This is a genomic window from Clostridium beijerinckii, assembly GCF_008705175.1.
In the GTDB taxonomy this organism is placed as follows: domain Bacteria; phylum Bacillota; class Clostridia; order Clostridiales; family Clostridiaceae; genus Clostridium; species Clostridium beijerinckii.
Genome location: NZ_CP043998.1, coordinates 3268956 through 3290488, shown reverse-complemented (window position 1 = coordinate 3290488; position 21533 = coordinate 3268956). Strand labels below are relative to the sequence as shown.

The window sequence follows — 21533 nt, the reverse complement described above, 5'->3', positions numbered from 1 at the left end:
GGGGGATATTCATGAAAATTTTAATTGTAGAAGATGAAATTAATGCCAGAGAAGGACTGGGGAACTTATTAGGAAAGATTAATAAAAATTACATCGTTTGTGGAAAAGCATCTGATGGAGAGCAAGGGTTACTTTTGGCTAAAGAGTATAAGCCAGATCTTATTTTTACTGATATTGAAATGCCGAAAATAAATGGATTAGATATGCTCCAAAAAATTAAAGATTGTGGTCAAAATCCATATATTATTATACTTAGTGGATATTCAGATTTTAAGTATGCACAAAAAGGTATAAAACTTGGAGTGAATGAATACTTATTGAAACCTATAACTTATACTGCTTTAAAAAATACCATGGAGGATATTGAAAAAAAGCTTAATTTAAGTAAGGAAAAAGATGCACTTTTAGAAGAAGGTATACTTAAGGAAGAAATATTAGGACAAGTACTACTAAATAAAGGACAAAATTTAGAGCATTTTTACAAAATAATTGAAAGTAAAGTAAAGCAAAATGAAAATATATATGTTGTTAATTTGCATCTTAGAGATAAATACGAAAATAAGGTTGAACTTATAATAAAAGAGATTTATGAAGCTATGAAGAATTACAATATCGTAAATTTCTATTACTCTATCTTAAAAGAGTACAGTTATTTACCTATTCTGGTAATTACTAAAACACCTTACTTGGAATTTATAAAAATGCTAAAGCATAAGATATTATTTTCACTTAGGCAGAAGGGATTCTTAAATACTACTATTAGTATTATTAATCTAGATGAACTATCTGAAATTAAAAGTTCATTTAAAAAGCTACAAGGATTGTCTCGATGGCCTATTTCATTTGGAAATAATGAAGTGATCTATGAAGAACTAATATCTAAATTAAAAATAAATCATTGTAATTATCCAAGAGAGATTGAAAAGGAAGTGGTAAGGGGCATAAAAAACAATGATCAGAAAAAGTTAGCTGATATTAATAAAAGATTTATATCATATTTGAAAGAAAACATCTACGACCCATGCGAGATAATAGATGTTAGCAGCAAGTATATTTTTTCAATTTTAACTGCGTCCAAAAGCTATAATAGCAATCTTTACACTGAGTTTAATAATGAAGGCGTTTTAGATTCAATTAAGAATAGTTTTACATTTGATGAGTTAAAAGAACGGCTAAATTATGTAATCCGTAAGATGTGTGAAAGAAATGATGAGGGAACTAAAGTAAATTCATTGATTGTAAGAAAAGCTATAAATTATATAAAAGAGTATTATAGAGATAAAATTTCTCTTGAGGAAATAGCAAGTGGAATGAATATAACTCCAGAATATTTAAGTAGGTTATTTACAAAGGAACTTGGAAAAAGTTTTTCAGATTATTTAAAAGAGTTTAGAATTCATAAAGCAAAGGAATTATTAGGAAGTAATAAACTAAAAATTTATGAAATTGCGGAGAAGGTAGGCTATAGTGATTCTAAATACTTTTGCAAAGTTTTTAAAGAATCAACAGGTATGTCTCCAAAAGAATATATGAAATTTTATTAAGAGATGATAAAGAAAGAATAGGTCAGTATGCTTGCTATTTTATTTAATAAGCTTAAATGCAAAGTGTAAAATTAATATCATGATTTTACACTTTTTTCATGATAATAGAATATTAGAAGTAACTTAGAAGATGTAATATTAAGTTATAGAAAACGTTATTATTCATAAGAATTTAGGAGGTAAATAATATGAAAAAAACTAAAAAGTTACTGGCTTGTTTGACAGCTATTGCAATGTCGGCGACTATATTTATTGGATGTGGAAGCAGTGGTGGGGGCACAACTCAAACTAAAGCTGATCCGGCAGGAAAGACAACGATTACAGTATGGCACTATTTTGATGGGCAGCAACAACAAAATGCAATGCAAAATCTTGCTGATAAATATAATAAATCTCAAGATAAGGTAGAAGTTCAAGTGGAATTTGTACCAAGAGCTGAACTCACTAAGCAGTTTACAATAGGACTTGTTGCTGACAAACTACCTGATATAGGTTTAGTTGATAATCCAGATATGGCTTCATTTTCGGCAATGGGATTATTTGCAGATATTACAGACAAGATGAATTCCTATGATGGTAAAGATCAATTTTACCAAGGTCCGATTTCATCATGTCAGTTAGATGGAAAGTATTATGGAATCCCACTTGGAAGCAATGATTTAGCTTTATTTTATAATAAGGACATGTTAAGTGCAGTAGGAGTTGAGCCACCTACAACTTTTGATGAATTAAAGACTGCAGCTAAGAAATTAACAAAAGGAGATACTTATGGTTTAGCTATAGCTGCACCAAAAAATGAAGAAGGAACATTTCAATATCTTCCATGGCTTATTTCAACAGGAGCTAAATTTAATGAAATTGGAAGTGAATCTGGAATAAGTTCGCTTCAATATCTCACTGATCTTATAAAAAATGGATCAATGAGTAAAGAAGTTATAAACTGGACACAAAATGATTTAGAAAAACAATTTGTAACTAATAAAGCAGCTATGATTACAGATGGTCCATGGATTATAGACACAGTTAAGAAGGATGCACCAAACCTAAATTGGGGAGTTGTAAAAATTCCTAAAGATAAAGTATTTGCATCAGATTTAGGTGGAGAAAACTGGGGCATCATTAAAGGTCATCATGAAGCTGAAGCTTGGGATTTTATTAAATATACTCAGCAAAAAGATAATATGACTGAATATTGTGCTGATTTTGGTTACATTCCATCTAGAAAAGATGTTGCTGAAAGTGATGATAAAATTACTAAAGACCAAGTTATGAGTGTATTCCTAGATGAATTGCAATATGCTATGCCAAGAGGACCACATCCAAAATGGCCTGAAATATCAGATGCAATGTCTACTGCAATGCAGGAAAGTTTTACAAATGCAAAGACACCAGAGCAAGCAGCAAAAGATGCACAGGTCAAGGTTGATGCAGTATTAAAATAAATTTATAGATACCCAACTAAGACCTAAACTTGTGCATATATCTCGCCGAAATGAGAATTATGCTGTTGTTCCAGTTTCTAAGGAAATTATGATGGATGATTCTAAGATTACAAGTTGCGCCCAAGATGCTAGCCTCAAAGGCGAGCTTTGAACTAGCATACTTGGAACAACTTTTAATCTAAGAATCAGAGCCATCAAATTCCTAATGAAACATTTCACAAAAGCATAATTCTTATTTCTAGTTGGGATATATTTCATAGTGTAAATCTCACTTATAGTTGGGGTATCTATATATAGATAAGCAATTTAAGAATTAGATTTGTTAGATGAATATATGTATAGAGTTGCTAAAACTTTAAGTTCATATCTTCACTAGAAATCATAAATATTTTTCTGGTATATCAATATATTCTAAGTGTAAGTCAAATTCTTTATATTGGAGATCTATAAAAAATCTAAAGGTGCCTAAAACTTAGTGAAGGAGACCTTTAAATTGAAGCAAGGTAGGTGAAAATAATTTTGAAAAATAAATATAGCAGTGAATTTATTAAGGAAGAAAGAAAAGGGTACATATTTGTGCTCCCAGCACTAATATTTATGCTGGCTTTTGTGGGATATCCGATTATATATAATTTTATTTTAAGTCTTCGTGATGTAAATGTAACGACTTTTAGTCAGCCTGTTAAACCATTTGTTGGTATTGAAAACTATATTGAAGTGTTTAAAGACCCAGCAATGCCAATAAGTATTTGGAATACTTTAGTTTTCACTATTGGAAGTATATCAATTCAATTTATTATAGGACTCGGACTAGCTTTGCTTTTCAATTTAAAATTTAAGCTTTCAGAACCTCTTAGAGGACTTATGGTAGTCAGTTATCTTGTACCGATGACAGTAACTGCATTATTGTTCAAATTTATGTATAGTACAAGCGGAGGTATAATAAACGAATTACTTATGAAATTTCATCTAATATCACAGCCAATAGGATGGATTATAGACAGTAAAACCTCAATGTTTTCAGTTATATTAACAAACTCATGGGTTGGAATTCCGTTTAATATGTTGTTATTAACAACTGGGTTAAGTAATATTCCGTATGATTTATATGAGGCAGCTAAAGTTGATGGGGCTAATGTAATTCAGAGATTCTTTAAAATAACTCTGCCATCATTAAGACCAGCGATTTTATCTGTATTAGTTCTTGGATTTATTTATACATTTAAAGTTTTTGATTTAGTATTTGTTATGACAAATGGAGGTCCAGTTAATAGTACCGAACTAATGTCAACTTTTGCATATAAACTTTCATTTACGCAATTTTCATTTAGTAAAGGTGCCACTGTTGCCAATGTATTATTTGCTATTTTATTCTGCGTAAGTTTAGGATACCTCAAATTGATAAAGGAAGATGAGGTGATTGGATAATGAAGAAGGTTATTCTTAAGGATAAACAAAAAAATATAATATTATGCTGTGTATCAATTTGCATAGCTTGTATTATGCTTTTTCCAATATATTGGATTATAGTAAGTTCATTTAAAACCAATGCTGAAATCTTTGCATCACCTCCAACTTTTATACCTAAAGATTTTACATTAAGTAGTTATACAGACCAATTTACAGGAAAGAACAGCATAATAGTAACACTAGGTAATAGCTGCAAGGTTGCATTCGCTTCAATGATCTTAGCATGTGTATTGGCTATTCCAGCTGCATATGGCTTGGCAAGATTTAGGATGAGAGGGAAAAAGGTATTTATATTGATCTTCTTAGTAACTCAGATGCTCCCAGTAGCACTATTACTTACACCAATGTTTTTAGTTTATAAAAATTTACATCTATTAGATACTCTTTGGGCTCCAATTTTATCAGATGCAACAATATCTGTTCCTTTTGTAGTTCTTATTCTTAGAACTTATTTTCTTGCTTTACCAAAAGAACTTGAAGATTCAGCAAAGATTGATGGATGCAATACATTTACGGCATTTACAAAAATAATGCTTCCAATATCTTATCCAGGGCTTATAATGACAGGAGCATTTTCCTTCTTATATGCTTGGGGAGATTTAGCTTATTCACTAACATTTTTAACCAGCCCTGAAAAGAGAACTATGACAGCTAGTATATATAATTTCATGGGCAAGTATGGAATACAGTGGAATTCCATAATGGCTTATGGAGTGCTTTTGGTTTTGCCTGTTGTTTTAATATTTATATTCCTTCAAAAATATATAATTGGAGGATTGACAAATGGTGCTGTTAAAGGCTAAGCATGAATTTAATTATTTAAAGATTGGAGAGTTCATATTATGGAATCTAATAAGGAAATTAATTTAGATGATAGTGTTTTTGAAGCTTACGGAAGTGTATTAATTCGCAAATATGACTGTGAAACGTTACGAATTGAGCCTTGGGGAAAAAATAGTTTACGTATACGTAGCACTAAGCAAGCAGAATTTATATATAATGATTGGGCCTTATTGCCACAAGAAAATTGTGAAATTAAGATTAAGATTGAAAATAATGAAGCATATATAGAGAATGGAAAAATTCGTGCAAGGATTGATAAGGAAGGAAAAATTACATTTTATAACGCTAAAGACGATGTTCTTTTAGAGGAGTATGTAAGAAATAGGAAAAATGTAAATAGATTTTGCAGTGCCTTAGAGATAGAAGCACGTGAATTTAAGCCTATTCTTGGTGGAGATTATACTTTAACTATGAGATTTGAATCAAATCTAAAGGAAAAGTTATTTGGAATGGGGCAATATCAGCAGCCAAATTTGGATTTAAAAAACTGCGTACTTGAACTTGCACATAGAAATTCTCAGGCTAGTGTTCCATTTGTATTATCCAGTTTAGGATATGGAATGCTCTGGAATAACCCAGCCATTGGAAAAGTTACTTTTGGAAAAAATATTACAGAGTGGGTAGCGAATTCTACTAAGCAATTAGATTATTTTATAACAGCAGGTGATACTCCAGCCGAAATAGAAGAAGCTTATGCAAAAGCAACTGGAACAGTGCCAATGATGCCGGATTATGCTATGGGTTTTTGGCAATGTAAATTGAGATACCAAACTCAAGAAGAGTTATTAAGAGTTGCTCGTGAATATAAGAAAAGGAACCTTCCAATTTCAGTTATAGTGGTTGACTTTTTTCATTGGCCAAAACAAGGAGAGTGGAAATTTGATTTAGATTATTGGCCTGATCCTGATGCTATGATTAAAGAACTTAAAGAAATGGGCATTGAATTAATGGTTTCTATCTGGCCAACCGTAGATAAGACAAGCGAAAATTATGATAAGATGCTTAAAAAAGGTTATTTAGTAAGAGTCGATAGGGGAATTAGAACAACTATGGACTTTTTAGGAGATACTGTTTTTTATGATCCAACAAATCCAGCGGCTCGTGACTTTGTATGGAAAACTGCTAAGAAAAACTACTATGATAAAGGCATAAAAATATTTTGGCTTGATGAAGCTGAACCAGAATACTCGATTTACGACTTCGAGAATTATAGGTATCACTTAGGTCCAAATGTACAAATAGGTAATATGTATCCTGCTATGTATGCAAAAACGTTTTTTGATGGCATGAAGAAAGAAGGCCAGGGAAATATAATTAATCTTCTTAGATGTGCATGGGCAGGAAGTCAACGTTATGGAGCACTTGTGTGGTCTGGAGACATTGATTCTAGTTTTGAATCTTTAAGAAATCAATTTGCAGCGGGTCTTAACATGGGAATTGCAGGTATACCATGGTGGACAACTGATATAGGAGGATTCCATGGTGGAAATCCAGATGATCCAGACTTTAGAGAATGCATAATTAGGTGGTTTGAATATGGAGCATTTTGTCCTGTATTTAGGTTACATGGCGATCGTGAACCACATTCAAAGCCACTTGGAACTAGCGGTGGAGGACTATGTGCAAGCGGTGCAGCTAATGAAGTATGGAGCTATGGTGACGAAGCATATGAAATATTTAAGAAATATATGTTTATCCGGGAAAGGATGAAACCTTATATTACTAAAATCATGAAGCAAGCACATGATAAGGGAACTCCAGTTATAAGGCCGTTATTTTATGACTTCTCAGAAGATGAGATTTGTTGGGATATTACAGATGAGTATATGTTTGGACCAAATGTTCTTGTTGCACCAGTACTCCATAAAGGAGATAGGTCAAGAAAAATATATTTACCAAAAGGTGCAAATTGGAAAGATGTAAATTCAGGGAAGATATTTAGCGGCGGACAAGTAATAGACTATAGTGCCCCATTAGAAATAATACCGTTATTCCTTAGGGATGAAACAGAAGTTTCAATTATTTAATGAGAAAGATAAGTAATAAGAGTTTATGCTAAGTAAACTCTTATTTTTGTTTAAAAAACGAATTCTATGTTTAAAATTTGCTATTTTATAACAAAATAGTAATAGTACATTAAACATAGAGGTTTCATTTTATTTGATACATCTTGTAGTATATGACTCAATAGTATTTTATAAATTTAAATGACATCTAAAGGAGGGCAACATGAAGAAATTATCGAAAAAAGTATTAATTTTGATTACTATTATAAATTTTTTTGGAATGATTTTTGAAGGCAGTGCTGGAAGATATGATAGTAGAGCTATAGTAACCAATGTATCAGAACAAAAGGATAGATTACAGTTGATAAAAGAAAAAGGAGAGATAACTGTTGCTTCACCACAAAATGATGTTTCATATTTTTATATAGATCCAAGTACAAAAAAGTTAGACAGAACTGAGGCTGATATAATAACCGAAATTGGAAGCAGACTTGGAATTAGTAAAATTGAAACCAGGAACTCACCATTTGTAAATTTATTAGATAAATTAAATACTGATGACAGTATAGATATCGCGTCAGGTGGAATATTTATAACTCCGGAACGGGAAAAGATAGTAGCCTTCACACAGCCAATATACAAAGCCACAGAAGCTGTTGTAGTTCCAACATTTTCAAATATAAATTTTAAAAGCGATCTAAAAAACGCAGTAGTTGGAGTTGAAAAGGGCACAGTATATGAGAGCATGGGTGAAAGATGGAAAAATGATAAAATAATAAAGGATATAACAATCTTTGAAAATTCAACTGAATTATTGGATGCTATATATAAAAGAAAGATAGATGCAGGGTTCGATAAATTAAATTTGGGGGACATATGTATTTTTTTTCGTAATAAATGGCTAAATGAAAGTATTATGACAAAATAATATTTATATTTATATAAATTTGCTATAAAAAGCAAGAAAACATTGCAACTTTGTCAAAAGTGTATTAGTATTTAACAGTGAAAATTAAATTTTTAGAGGAATATATTGGGGAAATAATAGCTACAAAAATTCGCATGATTATAAAATACTTAGAACAAAATCGCAGGCGACTGTGGAGCCGAAGATTTTTTCACGCATCTGCCTTTTCGAACGTATGTGAGAAAAATTTGGCAGGCGAATAAGATTTCTTTTTTATTCGTTTTAAAATATAAAAACTAATTAATCTACCTTTTTTAAGTTATCCACAGATTTTATTGGAATATAAATTTCTAAAGAATAAAAAAGCATTTATCTATGTGCTTTGATAAATATGGAGGAATAAAATGGATAAATCAACATCAGAAAATCAAAATTTATCGAGAGGGCTAAAAAATCGACATGTTCAATTACTTGCTATAGGAGGTGCAATTGGAACAGGACTATTCCTTGGTTCAGGAAGATCAATTCACTTAGCTGGTCCATCTATCTTATTTGCTTACATAATAACAGGAATAATATGCTTCTTTGTTATGCGTGCTCTCGGGGAATTATTACTATCGAATTTAAATTATCATTCATTTGTAGACTTTGTATATGATTATTTAGGGAACGGAGCAGCATTTATTACTGGATGGACATATTGGTTTTGCTGGATTTCAGTTGGAATGGCTGATTTGACTGCTGCGGGGTTATACATACAATACTGGCTTCCTAATATACCTCAATGGCTTCCAAGTCTTATTGTTCTTGTAATTTTACTAATTATGAATCTTACAGCAGTAAAATTATTTGGTGAAATGGAATTTTGGTTTGCTTTAATTAAAGTTGTTGCAATCTTAGCACTAATTGTAATTGGTATATTTATGATTATTACAGGATTTTCAACAGATGCTGGTGCATCTAGCTTTGCAAATCTTTGGAGCCACGGCGGGTTATTTCCAAATGGAATAAATGGTTTTATTCTTTCATTCCAAATGGTAGTGTTCGCTTTTGCTGGAATTGAATTGGTTGGCCTTACAGCTGGTGAAACCGAAAAACCAGAATATGTTATTCCAAAAGCTATTAACAATATTCCAATTAGAATTATTATTTTCTATATAGGCGCACTTATTGTTATTATGAGCATATATCCTTGGAACTCAATTAATCCAGATAAAAGTCCATTTGTTCAGGTGTTTGCAGCAGTAGGAATTGCAGCAGCAGCAAGTATTGTAAACTTCGTTGTATTAACATCAGCAGCATCTGCTTGTAATAGTGCTATCTTCAGTACAAGCCGTATGGTTTATTCGCTTGCTAAAGAAGAAAATGCACCTGAATCAATGAAAAAGCTGACTTCTAGTCAAGTACCTTCAAATGCTACAATGTTTTCAGCAATTGTCATTTTGATTTCAGTTATTTTAAATTTTGTTATGCCTGAAGGAGTATTTGTGCTTATAACAAGTATATCGACATTTTGTTTTATATATATTTGGGCAGTCATAGTTATTTGCCACATGAGATATCGCAAAACTAATCCTGAACTTGCTGCAAAGAGCAAATTCAAAATGCCACTTTATCCAATAATAAACTATATAATTCTAGCATTTTTTGCTTTCATTCTAGTTGTATTGGCACTTAATAATGAAACTCGTGTTGCTTTATTTGTAACACCTGTATGGTTTATAGTACTTGGTATTATTTACAATATACTTAAAGCAAAAAAGAAAAATGAAGAAAATACTTAGTAGCATTTATATATAGTTCTGAAATTTTAATAGAAAGAAAAAAGCTATCTTTTACAGGATAGCTTTTTTCAGTGTAATTATTAATTATTCTATAAAAGTAGCATCTAATGGATTTCTATCAACTAATCTATTATAACTATACTTTGAATATCCAACCATAACGGCACCTACGACTTTTTTATCTTTAGGAATATTGAATGATTTAAGCAGTGGTGAGTCTTCAATGGCTATGCAATGCTCGAAAATTCCAGCCCAGCATGATCCAAGTCCTAGGGAAGGGGCGAATAATTCAAGATAAGTTAACTTGACTATTACTTGCAGTAGGAGCCAATCTTGCAATATCAATTAATTTTGTCAATTTTTCTCTTGATACAGGTTCAGTTTTGTAATTTCTTATGGAACGGCGAGATCTTAAGAAATATTCTGCCTGCTTTTCGTTTAGTTTAGCAAAATCTTTTAAATCAATCTGATCTTCTAAAGGTGATTTTTTATTATCTATCGCACTATTAGGACATATAGCAGTGCAATGTCCACAGGGAAATACAATGATTGTTTTCAATTTCTTCTGGTCCATGTGAACCCATCTTTAGAAAAGCCACAGGACATTCTTTAATACATAATTCACATTTTATACATTTTGCTTCATTCACAGTAATAAGATTCATTTTATTCAAATTCAAAATCACCACATTTAAATAAATTATTTTGATTTTCCATTTCCATCACCAATATGCATATATCAAGAAATTTATTTATGCAAATTATCATTTAGTAATGATATGAATGCGCAGTAATCTTAGTTCTTGCAAGAAATATAGCTAATCAATCATGGTAATTTTATCATAATCCTAGGTTAATATAACCTAAAATATATTCATAAAAAAATTTTTATATTAGGGATTGAAATATCTGGTACCATGTGTTAGAATTTACTTGTGAATTGGTAAGACCAATTTACGATATCGTATACAAAAAATAAATTAGCGATAGTATTTATTTGATGGTGATTTTTACCACCAAGATACAGAATGGTTTTATCAAAAAACAATTTAGCAATTTAAAAGGATAAAGGAGAGGGAAAGTATGCAGATTCTGTTATGTGTAAAGCAGGTTCCAGATGATTCAATTGAAATCCATTTGGATAATGAAAAGAAAAAACCTAAATTAAATGGAGTCAGTTTGGTTGCAAATGCATTTGATACATATGCATTAGAACTAGCGGTTCGTTTTACTGAGGCTCATGGAGGAAAAGTTAGTGTATTAACAGTTGGAGCAGATGATTCTTTAAACACATTAAAAAATTGCCTTGCTGTAGGAGCTAAAGAAGCATTTTTTGTAAAAGATGACTTATATGCAGATTTAGATGCTATGGGAACAGCTGATGTTTTGGCAGATGCTATTCATAAGATTGAAGCAGATAAAGGTGAAAAATTTGATTTGATTCTTTGTGGAAAAGAATCTACAGATGAAATTACTGGTCAAGTTGGAGCTATGCTCGCAGAAAAATTAAAGACAGGCTATGTCAGCAGCGCTATTGAAATCGATTTAAAAGATAATTCTATGGAAATTCATCAAGAAACTGAAGAAGGATATAATTTAGTTTCACTAGAATGTCCAGCTGTAGTAACAGTAAGCAAGCCAGATTATGATCCACGTTATCCTACTATAAAAAGTAAGATGGCAAGCCGTAAGGCAGTAATCCCAACTTATTCAGCAGCAGAAATTGGAGAGGTAAAACAAGCAAAAGTACGTTGCATAGAATATGTTGCACCTCCTAAGAAAGAGGCTGGTATCAAGATTCAAGAGAAGGATGCTACTTTAGCAGTAAGTGCTGTTATGGAGCAAATGAAAAAAGATAAGGCAATCTAATTAAGGAGGAAACGAAAGTATGAAAGCATTATTATTCATTGAAACAGATGGAGAAAAGGCATTAGGTGGAAGTATTGAACTTATTAACGCAGCAAAAGCATTAGATGCAGAAGGAACAGCTCTTGTAGTAGGAAATAAAGCTATTGCAGATACAATAGCAGCATTTGGAATTCCAGTTATTTTTACTGATACAGCTACAGATTGTGATACTTTGACAGAATTATTATCAGAAACTGTTAAGGAAGAAAATCCAGATATTGTTTTATTAGCTAATACAACACTTGCTAAAGATGTTGCACCACGTATTGCAGGTCGTATGAATTTGGGATGCGTAAGTGACGTAATAGGAATGAGTAAAGCTGATGATAAAGTTATATATACTAGACCAGCTTATGGCGGTACAATCTTAGAACATATTGAAGTAGAGGGAACAGCTGTAGTAACAGTTAGAAATGGAAGTTTCCCTAAGCCAGAAGCCACTTCAAATGCAGACGTTACAGAAAAGAAAATAGAAATTCCAGCTGATGCTATTAAGGCAAAAATTATTAATACAGTAAAAGAAATTTCTGAATCTGTTAATTTGGAAGAAGCTGAAGTTATTGTTTCTGGTGGACGTGGAATGGGAAGTGCAGAAAACTTCAAACTAGTTGAAGAATTAGCACGTGTACTTGGAGGCGTAGTAGGCGCAACAAGACCAGCAATTGAAGACGGTTGGATTTCTCGTGCACACCAAGTTGGACAATCAGGAAAAATCGTAGCACCAAAACTTTATATTGCATGCGGTATTTCTGGAGCAACACAGCATACATCAGGAATGACAGGTTCCAATTATATTGTGGCAATTAATAAAGATGAAGAAGCTCCAATCTTTGAAGTTGCTAACGTAGCAATTGTTGGAAATGTAAATGAAATCCTTCCAATTATGATTGAAGAAATGAAAAAAGCAAAAGCAGAATAAATACTTTTTCCAGATAAGATAAATGGTTATCCCACCAAAAAGTTGGTGGGATAACCAAAAAAATAAATCTCAATTCACAAGAAAATGAAATTATGTATAAATTTCACACTTGTATACTTGGAGAATTATTAAAAAACATAATTGAATAAGAGACGCAGCATATAAAAAACAACTAAATCCGAATATATGTAAAAATAGTATTGAATCAACAAGTGGGAAGCTATGTAATTAAGACCAAAATAGTAATAACAATTTTTAAAAGGTTATACCATTTAAAAATTGTATGAGGAGGATAAAAGAATGTTGTTTTTTAAATTCTTAATGGCGATATTACCTATCATTTGGCTTATAGTTGCACTCAGTGGATTAAAAATGCCAGGTTATAAAGCTTGCTCTATTGCACTTGTTCTTACAATGTTTTTAGCTATTTTTTTCTGGAAATTAAATGTGGTTTATACTGTGACAGGAGTATTTGAAGGAGTACTCAACGCATTGTGGCCAATCTGTTTAGTTATCGTTGCAGCTTTGTTTACGTATAATTTAATTTTACGTACAGGTGCAATGGATTTCATAAAGGAAATGTTGGCCGGAGTTTCTATGGATAAAAGGGTTTTAACATTAATTATTGGATGGGGATTCGGTAATTTCATGGAAGGAATGGCTGGGTTTGGAACAGCAGTTGCTATTCCAGCATCTATGCTTGCTGGTGTTGGATTAAATCCATTTTCAGCAGTTCTAGCATGTTTGGTTGCTAACAGTACACCAACAGCATTTGGTTCAGTAGGAATACCACTCGTGACACTTTCAGCAGTAACCGGAGTTGGATCAAACACATTGGCAGTAAATACAGTAATAATTGAAGGAATTCTTTGTTTTATAAGTCCATTTATTATGGTATGCATCGTAGGTGGAGGAATAAAGGCATTGAAGGGGGCATTTCTTGTTACATTAGTCGCTGCATTATCATTTACAGTACCTGCTTATATTACAGCAACAGCAGTTGGAGCAGAACTTCCAGATATAGTAGGATCTATCTGTTGTATGGTATGTACGGTTGTAGCAGCAAAAATCTTTAATAAAAAGCCTCAAGACGAGTATTGCATTCAAATTAACAAGAAAAAAGAAGAAACAGCTTTATCATTTGGTAAAGCAGTACAAGCATGGTGTCCATTTATCTTAATATTCGTAATGTTAATGGCTACATCAACATTATGTGCACCAGTTCATGATGCAATTGCAGTATTTAAAACTAGTACAAGCGTATATGCTGGTAAAGGTGGAAATACTCTAACTTTCAGCTGGATTAATACACCAGGTGTTATCATTCTTGTTGCAGCAGTCATTGGCGGTCTCGTTCAAGGCGCAAAAATATCAACAATACTTGATGTACTGCGTAGCACATTAAAAGCAAACTGGAAAACAATCGTTACAATTTGTGCAGTTATGTCAACAGCAAAGGTAATGGGGTATAGTGGAATGATTTCAGATATTGCAAGTCTTTTAGTTGTAGTAACTGGAGGAGCATACCCATTAATTTCTCCATTAATTGGAGCAATTGGAGGATTTGTAACTGGATCAGGTACATCAACCAGTGTTTTATTTGGAGGATTACAAGTACAAACCGCACAAAACCTTGGACTTTCTGGTGCATGGATGGCAGCAGCAAATACTCTTGGAGCAGGTATAGGAAAGATGATTTGCCCTCAAAGTATTGCAATTGGTGCAAGTGCAATTAATCAATCAGGTTCGGAAAGTAAAATTTTAAAAAGCGTATTTAAATACTTTGTGTGTTATGTAGTTATAGCTGGAATAGTATGTTTTGTTGGAACACTTTAAGGCAGTTGATATATATTACAGGTGACCGTTTAAAGTTTACCAGGAAAATTCAGTAGTTTTTAGAAAATTAAAGAACTTTATTCAAAAGCCTACATTTTATACCCTTAGGGTATAAAATGTAAACTGAATTAGTTCGGCGTAGTAATTTGCTAAAGAAAGATAAAGTGAATTTTACATCTAATATCTTAGAAAGGAATGAATATTATGGCTGAGTATAATCAATTGACAGAGGAGATAATCTCAAAATTACAGGAGGCAGCACCAGGGCATATTTTAACAGGAGCTGATATAAACGATGACTATAGTCACGATGAAATGCCTATCTACGGAAAAGTAGCTCCACAAGTTGTGTTTATGGCACATTCTACAGAAGAAGTTGCTGCAGTGGTAAAAATATGTAATGAAAATAAAATACCAGTAACTCCAAGAGGAGCAGGAACAGGACTTACAGGTGGAGCAGTTCCACTACTTGGAGGAGTTTTAATCGATATTACAAAAATGAACAAAATAATTTCTTATGATTTAGAAAACTTTGTTGTTAATGTAGAAGCTGGAGTTCTATTAAATGACCTTGCAGAGGATTGTTTAAAACAAGGATTATTATATGCTCCAGATCCAGGTGAAAAATTTGCATGCCTCGGTGGAAATGTTGCAACAAATGCTGGTGGAATGAGAGCCGTTAAATACGGTGCGACACGTGATTATGTACGTGCAATGACAGTTGTTCTTCCAACAGGAGAAATTACTAAATTTGGTGCTACAGTATCAAAAACAAGCTCAGGTTATAGCCTTTTAAATCTAATGATTGGTTCAGAAGGTACACTTGGAATTATTACAGAACTAACATTGAAAGTAATGCCAGCGCCAAAGGTAGTAGCAAGTTTAATTATTCCTTTTGAAAATTTAGATGATTGTATTTCTACTGTTCCAAAATTTAGAATGGAACACATGAATCCACAAGCGATAGAATTCATGGAAAGAGAAATTGTTTTATCTAGTGAAAGATATATTGGAAAGAGTGTATTCCCACAAGTAATTGATGGAGTTACTGCAAATGCTTATTTACTCGTTACTATAGATGCAGGTAATGAAGATGAATTAAATAATCTTATTGAGCAAGCAAGTGAAATAGTATTAGAAGCAGGAGCAATTGATGTTCTTGTAGCTGATACACCTGCAAAAATAAAGGATGCATGGGCAGCGCGTTCAAGTTTCTTAGAAGCTATTATGGCAGAAACAAAATTATTAGATGAATGTGATGTTGTAGTTCCAGTAAATAAAATCGCTCCTTATCTTGCTTTTGTAAATAAAACCGGTGAAGAGTGTGGATTAACTATTAAGAGTTTTGGACATGCAGGAGATGGAAATCTTCACATATACCAATGTAGTAACGATTTAGAAGAAGAAGAATTCAAGACAAGAGTTGACAAATTCTTTAAGATTATTTACGAAGAAGCAATCAAATGCGGTGGACTTGTTTCAGGCGAACATGGAATTGGTAGTGGAAAGATGGCTTATTTAGCTGATAGCGTTGGAGAAATAAATATGGAATTAATGAAAGGTATTAAGGAAGTATTCGATCCAAATTCTATTATGAATCCAGGTAAGGTATGTTGTCCGATAGAAAATTAAGCTCATAATTAAAAAATTTATATATATATTAACATCCCATGAAATAAAAAAGGAAAAGATGAAAAAAAGAAAGGTAGGAAATTAAAATGGATTTTAAACAAGATGAAAATCACCAACAATTACTAGAAATGTATCGTGAATTTGCAGAAAATGAGGTAAAACCAATTGCAAAAGAAATCGATGAAAGTATGCGATTTCCAGAAGAAAATGTAGCAAAAATGGCTGAAATGGGCTTGCTTGGAATTCCATTTCCTGAAGAATACGGCGGAGCTGGAATGGACACATTAAGTTATATACAATGTGTAGAAGAATTATCTAAATGTTGTGGAACAACAGGTGTTATAGTTTCAGCACATACAAGCCTTTGTGCAACACCAATTTACACATTTGGTACAGATGCTCAAAAAGAAAAATATTTAAAACCACTTGCTTCAGGTGAAAAATTAGGTGCCTTTGGATTAACTGAACCAGTAGCTGGAACTGATGCTTCAATGCAAAAGACAACAGCAGTATTAGATGGAGACAATTATATATTAAATGGAAGCAAAATCTTCATTACTAATGCAGGATATGCAGACACATATATTGTATTTGCTATGACAGATAAGAGTAAAGGAACAAAAGGTATTTCAGCATTTATCGTTGAAAAAGACTTCCCAGGATTTTCAGTTGGAAGCCATGAATTAAAGATGGGAATTCGTGCATCTTCTACATGTGAATTATTCTTTGATAACTGTATAGTTCCAAAGGAAAATCTTTTAGGAGAAGAAGGAAAAGGATTTGGTATTGCAATGGCAACTCTTGATGGAGGCCGTATTGGTATCGCTGCACAAGCTCTTGGTATTGCAGAAGGTGCAATAGAAGAAACTGTAAAATATGTTAAAGAACGTGTTCAATTTGGAAAATCTATTGCTCAATTCCAAAATACACAATTTGAACTTGCTCAAATGCGTGCAAATACAGAAGCTGCAAAACTTTTAGTATATCAAGCTGCATGTGCAAAAGATGATCATCAAAAATTCACACATTTAGCTGCTATGGCAAAATTATTTGCTGCTAGAAATGCTACAGATGTAACAAATCGTTGTTTACAATTATTTGGTGGTTATGGATACACAAGTGATTATCCAATTGAAAGAATGATGCGTGATGCTAAGATAACAGAAATCTATGAAGGAACATCAGAAGTTCAAATGATGGTACTTTCAGGATGGATGCTTAGATAATATCATAAAAAACTAGTTAAAATGCCCTCACATTAGGCACATGAGAAAATAATAAATCAACCTGCATACTGATTTATTATTTTCAGATTGTGAATTAAACCTATTTAAATAAACTATATGAAAAAGACTAATTAAAATGCCCTCACATTAGGCACATGAGAAAATAATAAATCACCTGCATACTGATTTACTATTTTTGGATTGTGAATTAAACCTATTTAAATAAACTATATAAAGATAACAAGTTTTCTACAATTGTAGGGAACTTGTTATTTTTTATGCCTTTATATAGATAAGCTAACTGTAAACTTTCAACACTAATTTAAAATACAGACTAAAATATACATATAGTTCGAAGTACGACCACAGAATAATTGGAAAACATTATCGATTTCCGTATGCATAAAAAATTGTAACATAGTTAATAATTTCTTTAACAAAACAATTATCTATATCGTAACAAATAAATATTTTTGTAGCCACAATGGTCATAATATGGAGAATGGAATTTGAAAATGAGCTGCTAAAGATATTTAGCTTATGGTTGTTAAACTTTGACTTGTCACACCCAAGGCGGGAGCATGTTTAAGTGACCACAACCGTGAGTTCACTATCTTCAGCGATATTTTTATAGCCATTCCAAGCAAACATATTTATTGATCTCTAGAGAAATTTTAAAAGGAAACTCGACTTACATACGTTCGCTGAGTAAGCGATTCACACCGAATCACAGATTCGGGTTCTCTGCTTAAAAGCCAAGGTCTTCTCCAATTAGTATAACCTTTATCTTTTTTGCGGGCCTGCTAGTTCTTGTTGTTACCATTTGCGAACAAATACAATCTGGGCTTAGACAGTCTCCACAGCTGCCATTTATATAGCATGGAGTCTTCATATCTTGAAAATGCTGCATATTTGATGGTGCAGCAATTGTTCTAGCTCTTTGAATTGCATCATCAAGAGTTTTCACAACTTTATTCATTCCAGCTACAACTATGACGCTTTTAGGTCCAAAAATCATGGCTGCTACACGATTCCCATTTCCATCGATATTAAATAGCTGACCGTCTTCGCTTATAGCATTGCTGCTCATTAAAAATGTATCACATAAAAGTGCTTTTCTCATAAGTTCTGTTCGTTCTTCAGGACTCTTTCCAGTATCTCTATCTATAACTTGATAGCATTTTTCTTTTACAAGTTCTTTTATGCCAATTTCAGTTAAGGTTTCAGAGCCACCCCAAGACACAACATGGTTTTCTGGAATCAAATCCAAAATTTGCTGAACTGCTTCGTCCTTAGTCTTGCAATAAAAAGCATCAAAATGACGTTTTTTCAAAGCCTCAATTACCTTTGTGCTTAACTTATCATAACGTTTTATTAATAAAGATTGTCTTGTCATTTTAAAGGTCCCCCTTAATTCATATATTTTATTTTATTCCTTGCGGAGAAAGTTAAATTGATATTTCTATAATATATTTATAACATAATCAACCAGTTTATATAAGAGCGCACTTTTCTGTAACATAGTATAAAAAATGATACTAAAAGATAAGTGAATATAATAATTTATTAGGAATATAATTAAGTAATGAAATCAAAGGAGATATGGATTTGAAGCTTGATTTAGATAAAAAAGATTTAATTTCTTTAGTTAAAGGAACGGACCCAAATTTAAATGTAATGGAGCATCCTAAAATAAGTTGTTGTGGAAATTATAGAGTGCAAAATAGTAGATGGGATTGGAATCAACATGTTTTTGAAAAGTATACTGATGAAGAAATATATGAAATATATAAGATATGCAAAAATAGTTGGGGTGAATAGATATCCAAATTTAAAGCTAGATTTATGTGGTACTTACCGAAATCATAAATATTTTGTTCCGAAAAGCTATGAAAATATCACTTAAAATTCTAAGTTGTAGGTTTCACCACTTTAGCATGCTCCTACTTTCAGTATGACAAGCTAAAGTGGAACAACCAACAACTAAGAATATTAGCAGCTCATTTTCAAATGTTTTCTCCATATTATGACCCTTGTGGTTACAAATATATTTATGATTTCTAGTGAAGATATGAACTTAAAGTTTTGAAAACTTTATAAACATATTTATCTAATAAGTCAAATTCTTAAATTGGGTATCTATAAGCGTGGAGGAATACACCTCTAAATATAACGTTAAGTAAATAAGTAGGTTTTGATTCTTGGAAGTCTCTGAAAATGCGGCGTTAACTTCGCGTAAAATGAACTTAGTATTGCAATCAAGAAGTTACTTTTTCATTTTAGGGGTAGAGTGAAAAAATACTTGACTTAGAGTCCACTCAAAGTAGTAGAATTTAGTTTGTAATAAGAATTACTTAAATATTTAATTCAATTTATGAATGAGGGCATGAAAATTACAATTTAATTTACTATTTTAAAAGAGTTAAGGAGAAACGAAGAGATGGAAAAGAAAAAATTAGGATTTGGATTTATGCGTCTTCCGCTAAAAGATCAAGAAAATCAAGAAAGTATCGATTTTGAAATGTTAAATAAAATGGTAGATACTTTTTTGGAAAGGGGCTTTACTTATTTTGATACAGCGTATATGTATCATGCATTTAAGAGTGAAATTGCTTTGAGAGAATCTTTAGTAAAACGTCATAAGAGAGATAGTTTTACAGTAGCATCAAAACTACCAACTATGTTTTTGAAAAAAGAGGGAGATCAAGAAAGAATTTTTGACGAGCAATTAGAAAAATGCGGTGTGGATTATTTTGATTATTATCTCCTTCACAACTTAGGTGTATCAAATTATAAAAATGCTCAAAAGTTCGATAGCTTTGCATTTGTTCAAAAAAAGAAAGAAGAAGGAAGAGTAAAAAATATGGGCTTTTCTTTTCATGATAATGCAGATTTATTAGATGAAATCTTAACTGCTCATCCAGAAGTAGATTTTGTTCAATTACAAATTAATTATATTGATTGGGACAATGAAAGTATTCAATCTAGAAAATGCTATGAAGTTGCAAGAAAACATAATAAGCAAGTTGTTGTTATGGAACCAATTAAAGGCGGGACTCTTGCAAATGTACCAGAAGAAGCAGAGAAATTGTTTAAAGAATACCATAAAGATATGTCTGTGCCATCATGGGCAATAAGATTTGTAGCAAGTCATGAAGGAATAATGATGGTATTAAGTGGAATGTCAAATATGGAACAACTTCTTGATAATACAAGTTATATGCAGGATTTTGTGCCTTTAAATGATGAAGAAAAAGAAATTATTAAAAAAGCTACAGATATTATTAATAGTAGCATTGCAGTTCCATGTACTGCATGTCAGTATTGTGTAGATGGATGTCCAAAGAATATTCAAATACCAAAATATTTCTCTCTATATAATAACTATAAACAATTTGGACCTGGGATTTCACAGGTCTACTATAATAATTTAACTCAAGAGCATGGAAAGGCTTCTGATTGCATAGGATGTAAGCAATGTGAAGGACATTGTCCACAACATATAGAAATTACAAAATGCTTAAATGATGTAGCGGCTGTATTTGAATAAGAATTGGATTAAAATGAAATAAATTATTTAAGAGCCAAGCAAAAAACAATTTTAACTATTGTTTTTACTTGGCTCTTTATTTTATCTTTAATTGAGAGGATATTTAAAAAATATATAAAGAACTAAGCTCTATCAATGTCCTTAATTAGTCCTAAATGTTCTGGCTTCCATCCAAGTCTTTCTTGAGTTAAAGCATTGGATGCTGGAATATCTGCAGCAATAAGCTGCCCTAGAGCTCCAAAATGGTTAGTTGCCTCTTCTAGAGATATTGATTTGGTTGGTACACTAAGACGACGGCCGATAGCTTCTGCAATTTCGCGCATAGGTACACCTTCGTTAGCTACTGCATGAAATATTGATCCGGTTGATGCTTTTTCTAGTGCTAGTCTATAAAGTTTTGCAGCATCAAGTCTGTTAACAGCTGGCCAACGGCTAGAACCATCTCCTACATAAGCCGAGAAGCCTT

The 21533-nt window shown here is 32.2% G+C and carries 17 protein-coding genes and 1 pseudogene; 14 read left to right on the top strand and 4 right to left on the bottom strand.

The window, feature by feature from the left end:
* Positions 1-11: 11 nt before the first annotated feature.
* Entirely contained in the window at positions 12-1544 is a 1533-nt protein-coding gene (locus tag F3K33_RS14685; protein WP_039768785.1) for a response regulator transcription factor, read from the top strand.
* Between the two features lie 188 nt (positions 1545-1732).
* Positions 1733-2986, top strand: a complete 1254-nt coding sequence (locus F3K33_RS14680; RefSeq protein WP_023975410.1) for a sugar ABC transporter substrate-binding protein — start codon at positions 1733-1735, stop codon at positions 2984-2986.
* A 57-nt stretch (positions 2987-3043) separates the two neighbouring features.
* On the opposite strand, the gene F3K33_RS14675 is transcribed toward F3K33_RS14680, so the two are convergent.
* Positions 3044-3244, bottom strand: a complete 201-nt coding sequence (locus F3K33_RS14675; RefSeq protein WP_023975409.1) for a hypothetical protein — start codon at positions 3242-3244, stop codon at positions 3044-3046.
* A gap of 261 nt (positions 3245-3505) precedes the next feature.
* On the opposite strand from F3K33_RS14675, the gene F3K33_RS14670 reads away from it, so the two are divergent.
* The 5 genes from F3K33_RS14670 (at position 3506) to F3K33_RS14650 (ending at position 9996) form a co-directional block, all read left to right on the top strand.
* Positions 3506-4414 carry a carbohydrate ABC transporter permease gene (locus F3K33_RS14670; protein WP_023975408.1) on the top strand — a complete coding sequence of 303 codons (909 nt, stop codon included), beginning with the start codon at positions 3506-3508 and terminating at the stop codon, positions 4412-4414.
* On the top strand, positions 4414-5259 hold the full coding sequence (locus F3K33_RS14665) for a carbohydrate ABC transporter permease (RefSeq protein WP_039768783.1): 846 nt from the start codon (positions 4414-4416) through the stop codon (positions 5257-5259). Before F3K33_RS14670 ends, F3K33_RS14665 begins: the two co-directional genes overlap by 1 nt.
* Before the next feature lie 39 nt (positions 5260-5298).
* Positions 5299-7326, top strand: a complete 2028-nt coding sequence (locus F3K33_RS14660) for a glycoside hydrolase family 31 protein (RefSeq protein ID WP_039768781.1) — start codon at positions 5299-5301, stop codon at positions 7324-7326.
* 202 nt (positions 7327-7528) lie between these two features.
* Positions 7529-8233 (top strand): transporter substrate-binding domain-containing protein, encoded by a 705-nt coding sequence (locus tag F3K33_RS14655; RefSeq protein ID WP_238893100.1) that lies wholly within the window; start codon positions 7529-7531, stop codon positions 8231-8233.
* A gap of 383 nt (positions 8234-8616) precedes the next feature.
* Positions 8617-9996, top strand: a complete 1380-nt coding sequence (locus tag F3K33_RS14650; protein ID WP_039768779.1) for an amino acid permease — start codon at positions 8617-8619, stop codon at positions 9994-9996.
* 84 nt (positions 9997-10080) lie between these two features.
* Here F3K33_RS14650 and F3K33_RS14645 read toward each other — a convergent pair.
* Positions 10081-10661 (bottom strand): annotated as a pseudogene (locus F3K33_RS14645) (nitroreductase family protein).
* 418 nt (positions 10662-11079) lie between these two features.
* Between F3K33_RS14645 and F3K33_RS14640 the strand changes: the two are divergent.
* The 5 genes from F3K33_RS14640 to F3K33_RS14620 all read left to right on the top strand — a co-directional run bounded on the left by F3K33_RS14640 (position 11080) and on the right by F3K33_RS14620 (position 17517).
* Positions 11080-11865, top strand: coding sequence for an electron transfer flavoprotein subunit beta/FixA family protein (locus tag F3K33_RS14640; RefSeq protein ID WP_012059087.1), 786 nt, complete (start codon positions 11080-11082; stop codon positions 11863-11865).
* Positions 11866-11884: 19 nt separating this feature from the next.
* Complete coding sequence (locus tag F3K33_RS14635) at positions 11885-12823, top strand: electron transfer flavoprotein subunit alpha/FixB family protein (RefSeq protein WP_039768777.1); 939 nt, start codon at positions 11885-11887, stop codon at positions 12821-12823.
* A gap of 300 nt (positions 12824-13123) precedes the next feature.
* Positions 13124-14659, top strand: a complete 1536-nt coding sequence (locus tag F3K33_RS14630) for an L-lactate permease (protein WP_038457654.1) — start codon at positions 13124-13126, stop codon at positions 14657-14659.
* 204 nt (positions 14660-14863) lie between these two features.
* On the top strand, positions 14864-16291 hold the full coding sequence (locus F3K33_RS14625) for a D-lactate dehydrogenase (protein WP_012059084.1): 1428 nt from the start codon (positions 14864-14866) through the stop codon (positions 16289-16291).
* A gap of 86 nt (positions 16292-16377) precedes the next feature.
* Positions 16378-17517 (top strand): acyl-CoA dehydrogenase, encoded by a 1140-nt coding sequence (locus tag F3K33_RS14620; RefSeq protein WP_012059083.1) that lies wholly within the window; start codon positions 16378-16380, stop codon positions 17515-17517.
* Between the two features lie 748 nt (positions 17518-18265).
* On the opposite strand, the gene F3K33_RS14615 is transcribed toward F3K33_RS14620, so the two are convergent.
* Complete coding sequence (locus tag F3K33_RS14615; protein ID WP_023975401.1) at positions 18266-18913, bottom strand: lactate utilization protein; 648 nt, start codon at positions 18911-18913, stop codon at positions 18266-18268.
* Positions 18914-19125: 212 nt separating this feature from the next.
* On the opposite strand from F3K33_RS14615, the gene F3K33_RS14610 reads away from it, so the two are divergent.
* Together F3K33_RS14610 and F3K33_RS14605 are read left to right on the top strand one after the other, a co-directional pair.
* Positions 19126-19338: a hypothetical protein gene (locus F3K33_RS14610; RefSeq protein WP_017212936.1), complete on the top strand. Its 213-nt coding sequence runs from the start codon at positions 19126-19128 to the stop codon at positions 19336-19338.
* Positions 19339-19957: 619 nt separating this feature from the next.
* Positions 19958-21067 (top strand): aldo/keto reductase, encoded by a 1110-nt coding sequence (locus F3K33_RS14605; protein ID WP_039768772.1) that lies wholly within the window; start codon positions 19958-19960, stop codon positions 21065-21067.
* Between the two features lie 122 nt (positions 21068-21189).
* On the opposite strand, the gene F3K33_RS26790 is transcribed toward F3K33_RS14605, so the two are convergent.
* Positions 21190-21390 carry a Rossmann-fold NAD(P)-binding domain-containing protein gene (locus F3K33_RS26790; RefSeq protein ID WP_242986255.1) on the bottom strand — a complete coding sequence of 67 codons (201 nt, stop codon included), beginning with the start codon at positions 21388-21390 and terminating at the stop codon, positions 21190-21192.
* Positions 21391-21533: the final 143 nt, after the last annotated feature.

Bases quoted from the DNA above. Each gene is read 5' to 3' on its own strand.
- F3K33_RS26790 (WP_242986255.1), bottom strand. From the start codon at position 21,390: ATGCGCGAAATTGCAGAAGCTATCGGCCGTCGTCTTAGTGTACCAACC.
- F3K33_RS14660 (WP_039768781.1), top strand. From the start codon at position 5,299: ATGGAATCTAATAAGGAAATTAATTTAGATGATAGTGTTTTTGAAGCT.
- F3K33_RS14605 (WP_039768772.1), top strand. From the start codon at position 19,958: ATGGAAAAGAAAAAATTAGGATTTGGATTTATGCGTCTTCCGCTAAAA.
- F3K33_RS14615 (WP_023975401.1), bottom strand. From the start codon at position 18,913: ATGACAAGACAATCTTTATTAATAAAACGTTATGATAAGTTAAGCACA.
- F3K33_RS14635 (WP_039768777.1), top strand. From the start codon at position 11,885: ATGAAAGCATTATTATTCATTGAAACAGATGGAGAAAAGGCATTAGGT.
- F3K33_RS14665 (WP_039768783.1), top strand. From the start codon at position 4,414: ATGAAGAAGGTTATTCTTAAGGATAAACAAAAAAATATAATATTATGC.
- F3K33_RS14620 (WP_012059083.1), top strand. From the start codon at position 16,378: ATGGATTTTAAACAAGATGAAAATCACCAACAATTACTAGAAATGTAT.
- F3K33_RS14640 (WP_012059087.1), top strand. From the start codon at position 11,080: ATGCAGATTCTGTTATGTGTAAAGCAGGTTCCAGATGATTCAATTGAA.
- F3K33_RS14655 (WP_238893100.1), top strand. From the start codon at position 7,529: ATGAAGAAATTATCGAAAAAAGTATTAATTTTGATTACTATTATAAAT.
- F3K33_RS14685 (WP_039768785.1), top strand. From the start codon at position 12: ATGAAAATTTTAATTGTAGAAGATGAAATTAATGCCAGAGAAGGACTG.
- F3K33_RS14680 (WP_023975410.1), top strand. From the start codon at position 1,733: ATGAAAAAAACTAAAAAGTTACTGGCTTGTTTGACAGCTATTGCAATG.
- F3K33_RS14675 (WP_023975409.1), bottom strand. From the start codon at position 3,244: ATGAAATATATCCCAACTAGAAATAAGAATTATGCTTTTGTGAAATGT.
- F3K33_RS14630 (WP_038457654.1), top strand. From the start codon at position 13,124: ATGTTGTTTTTTAAATTCTTAATGGCGATATTACCTATCATTTGGCTT.
- F3K33_RS14650 (WP_039768779.1), top strand. From the start codon at position 8,617: ATGGATAAATCAACATCAGAAAATCAAAATTTATCGAGAGGGCTAAAA.
- F3K33_RS14625 (WP_012059084.1), top strand. From the start codon at position 14,864: ATGGCTGAGTATAATCAATTGACAGAGGAGATAATCTCAAAATTACAG.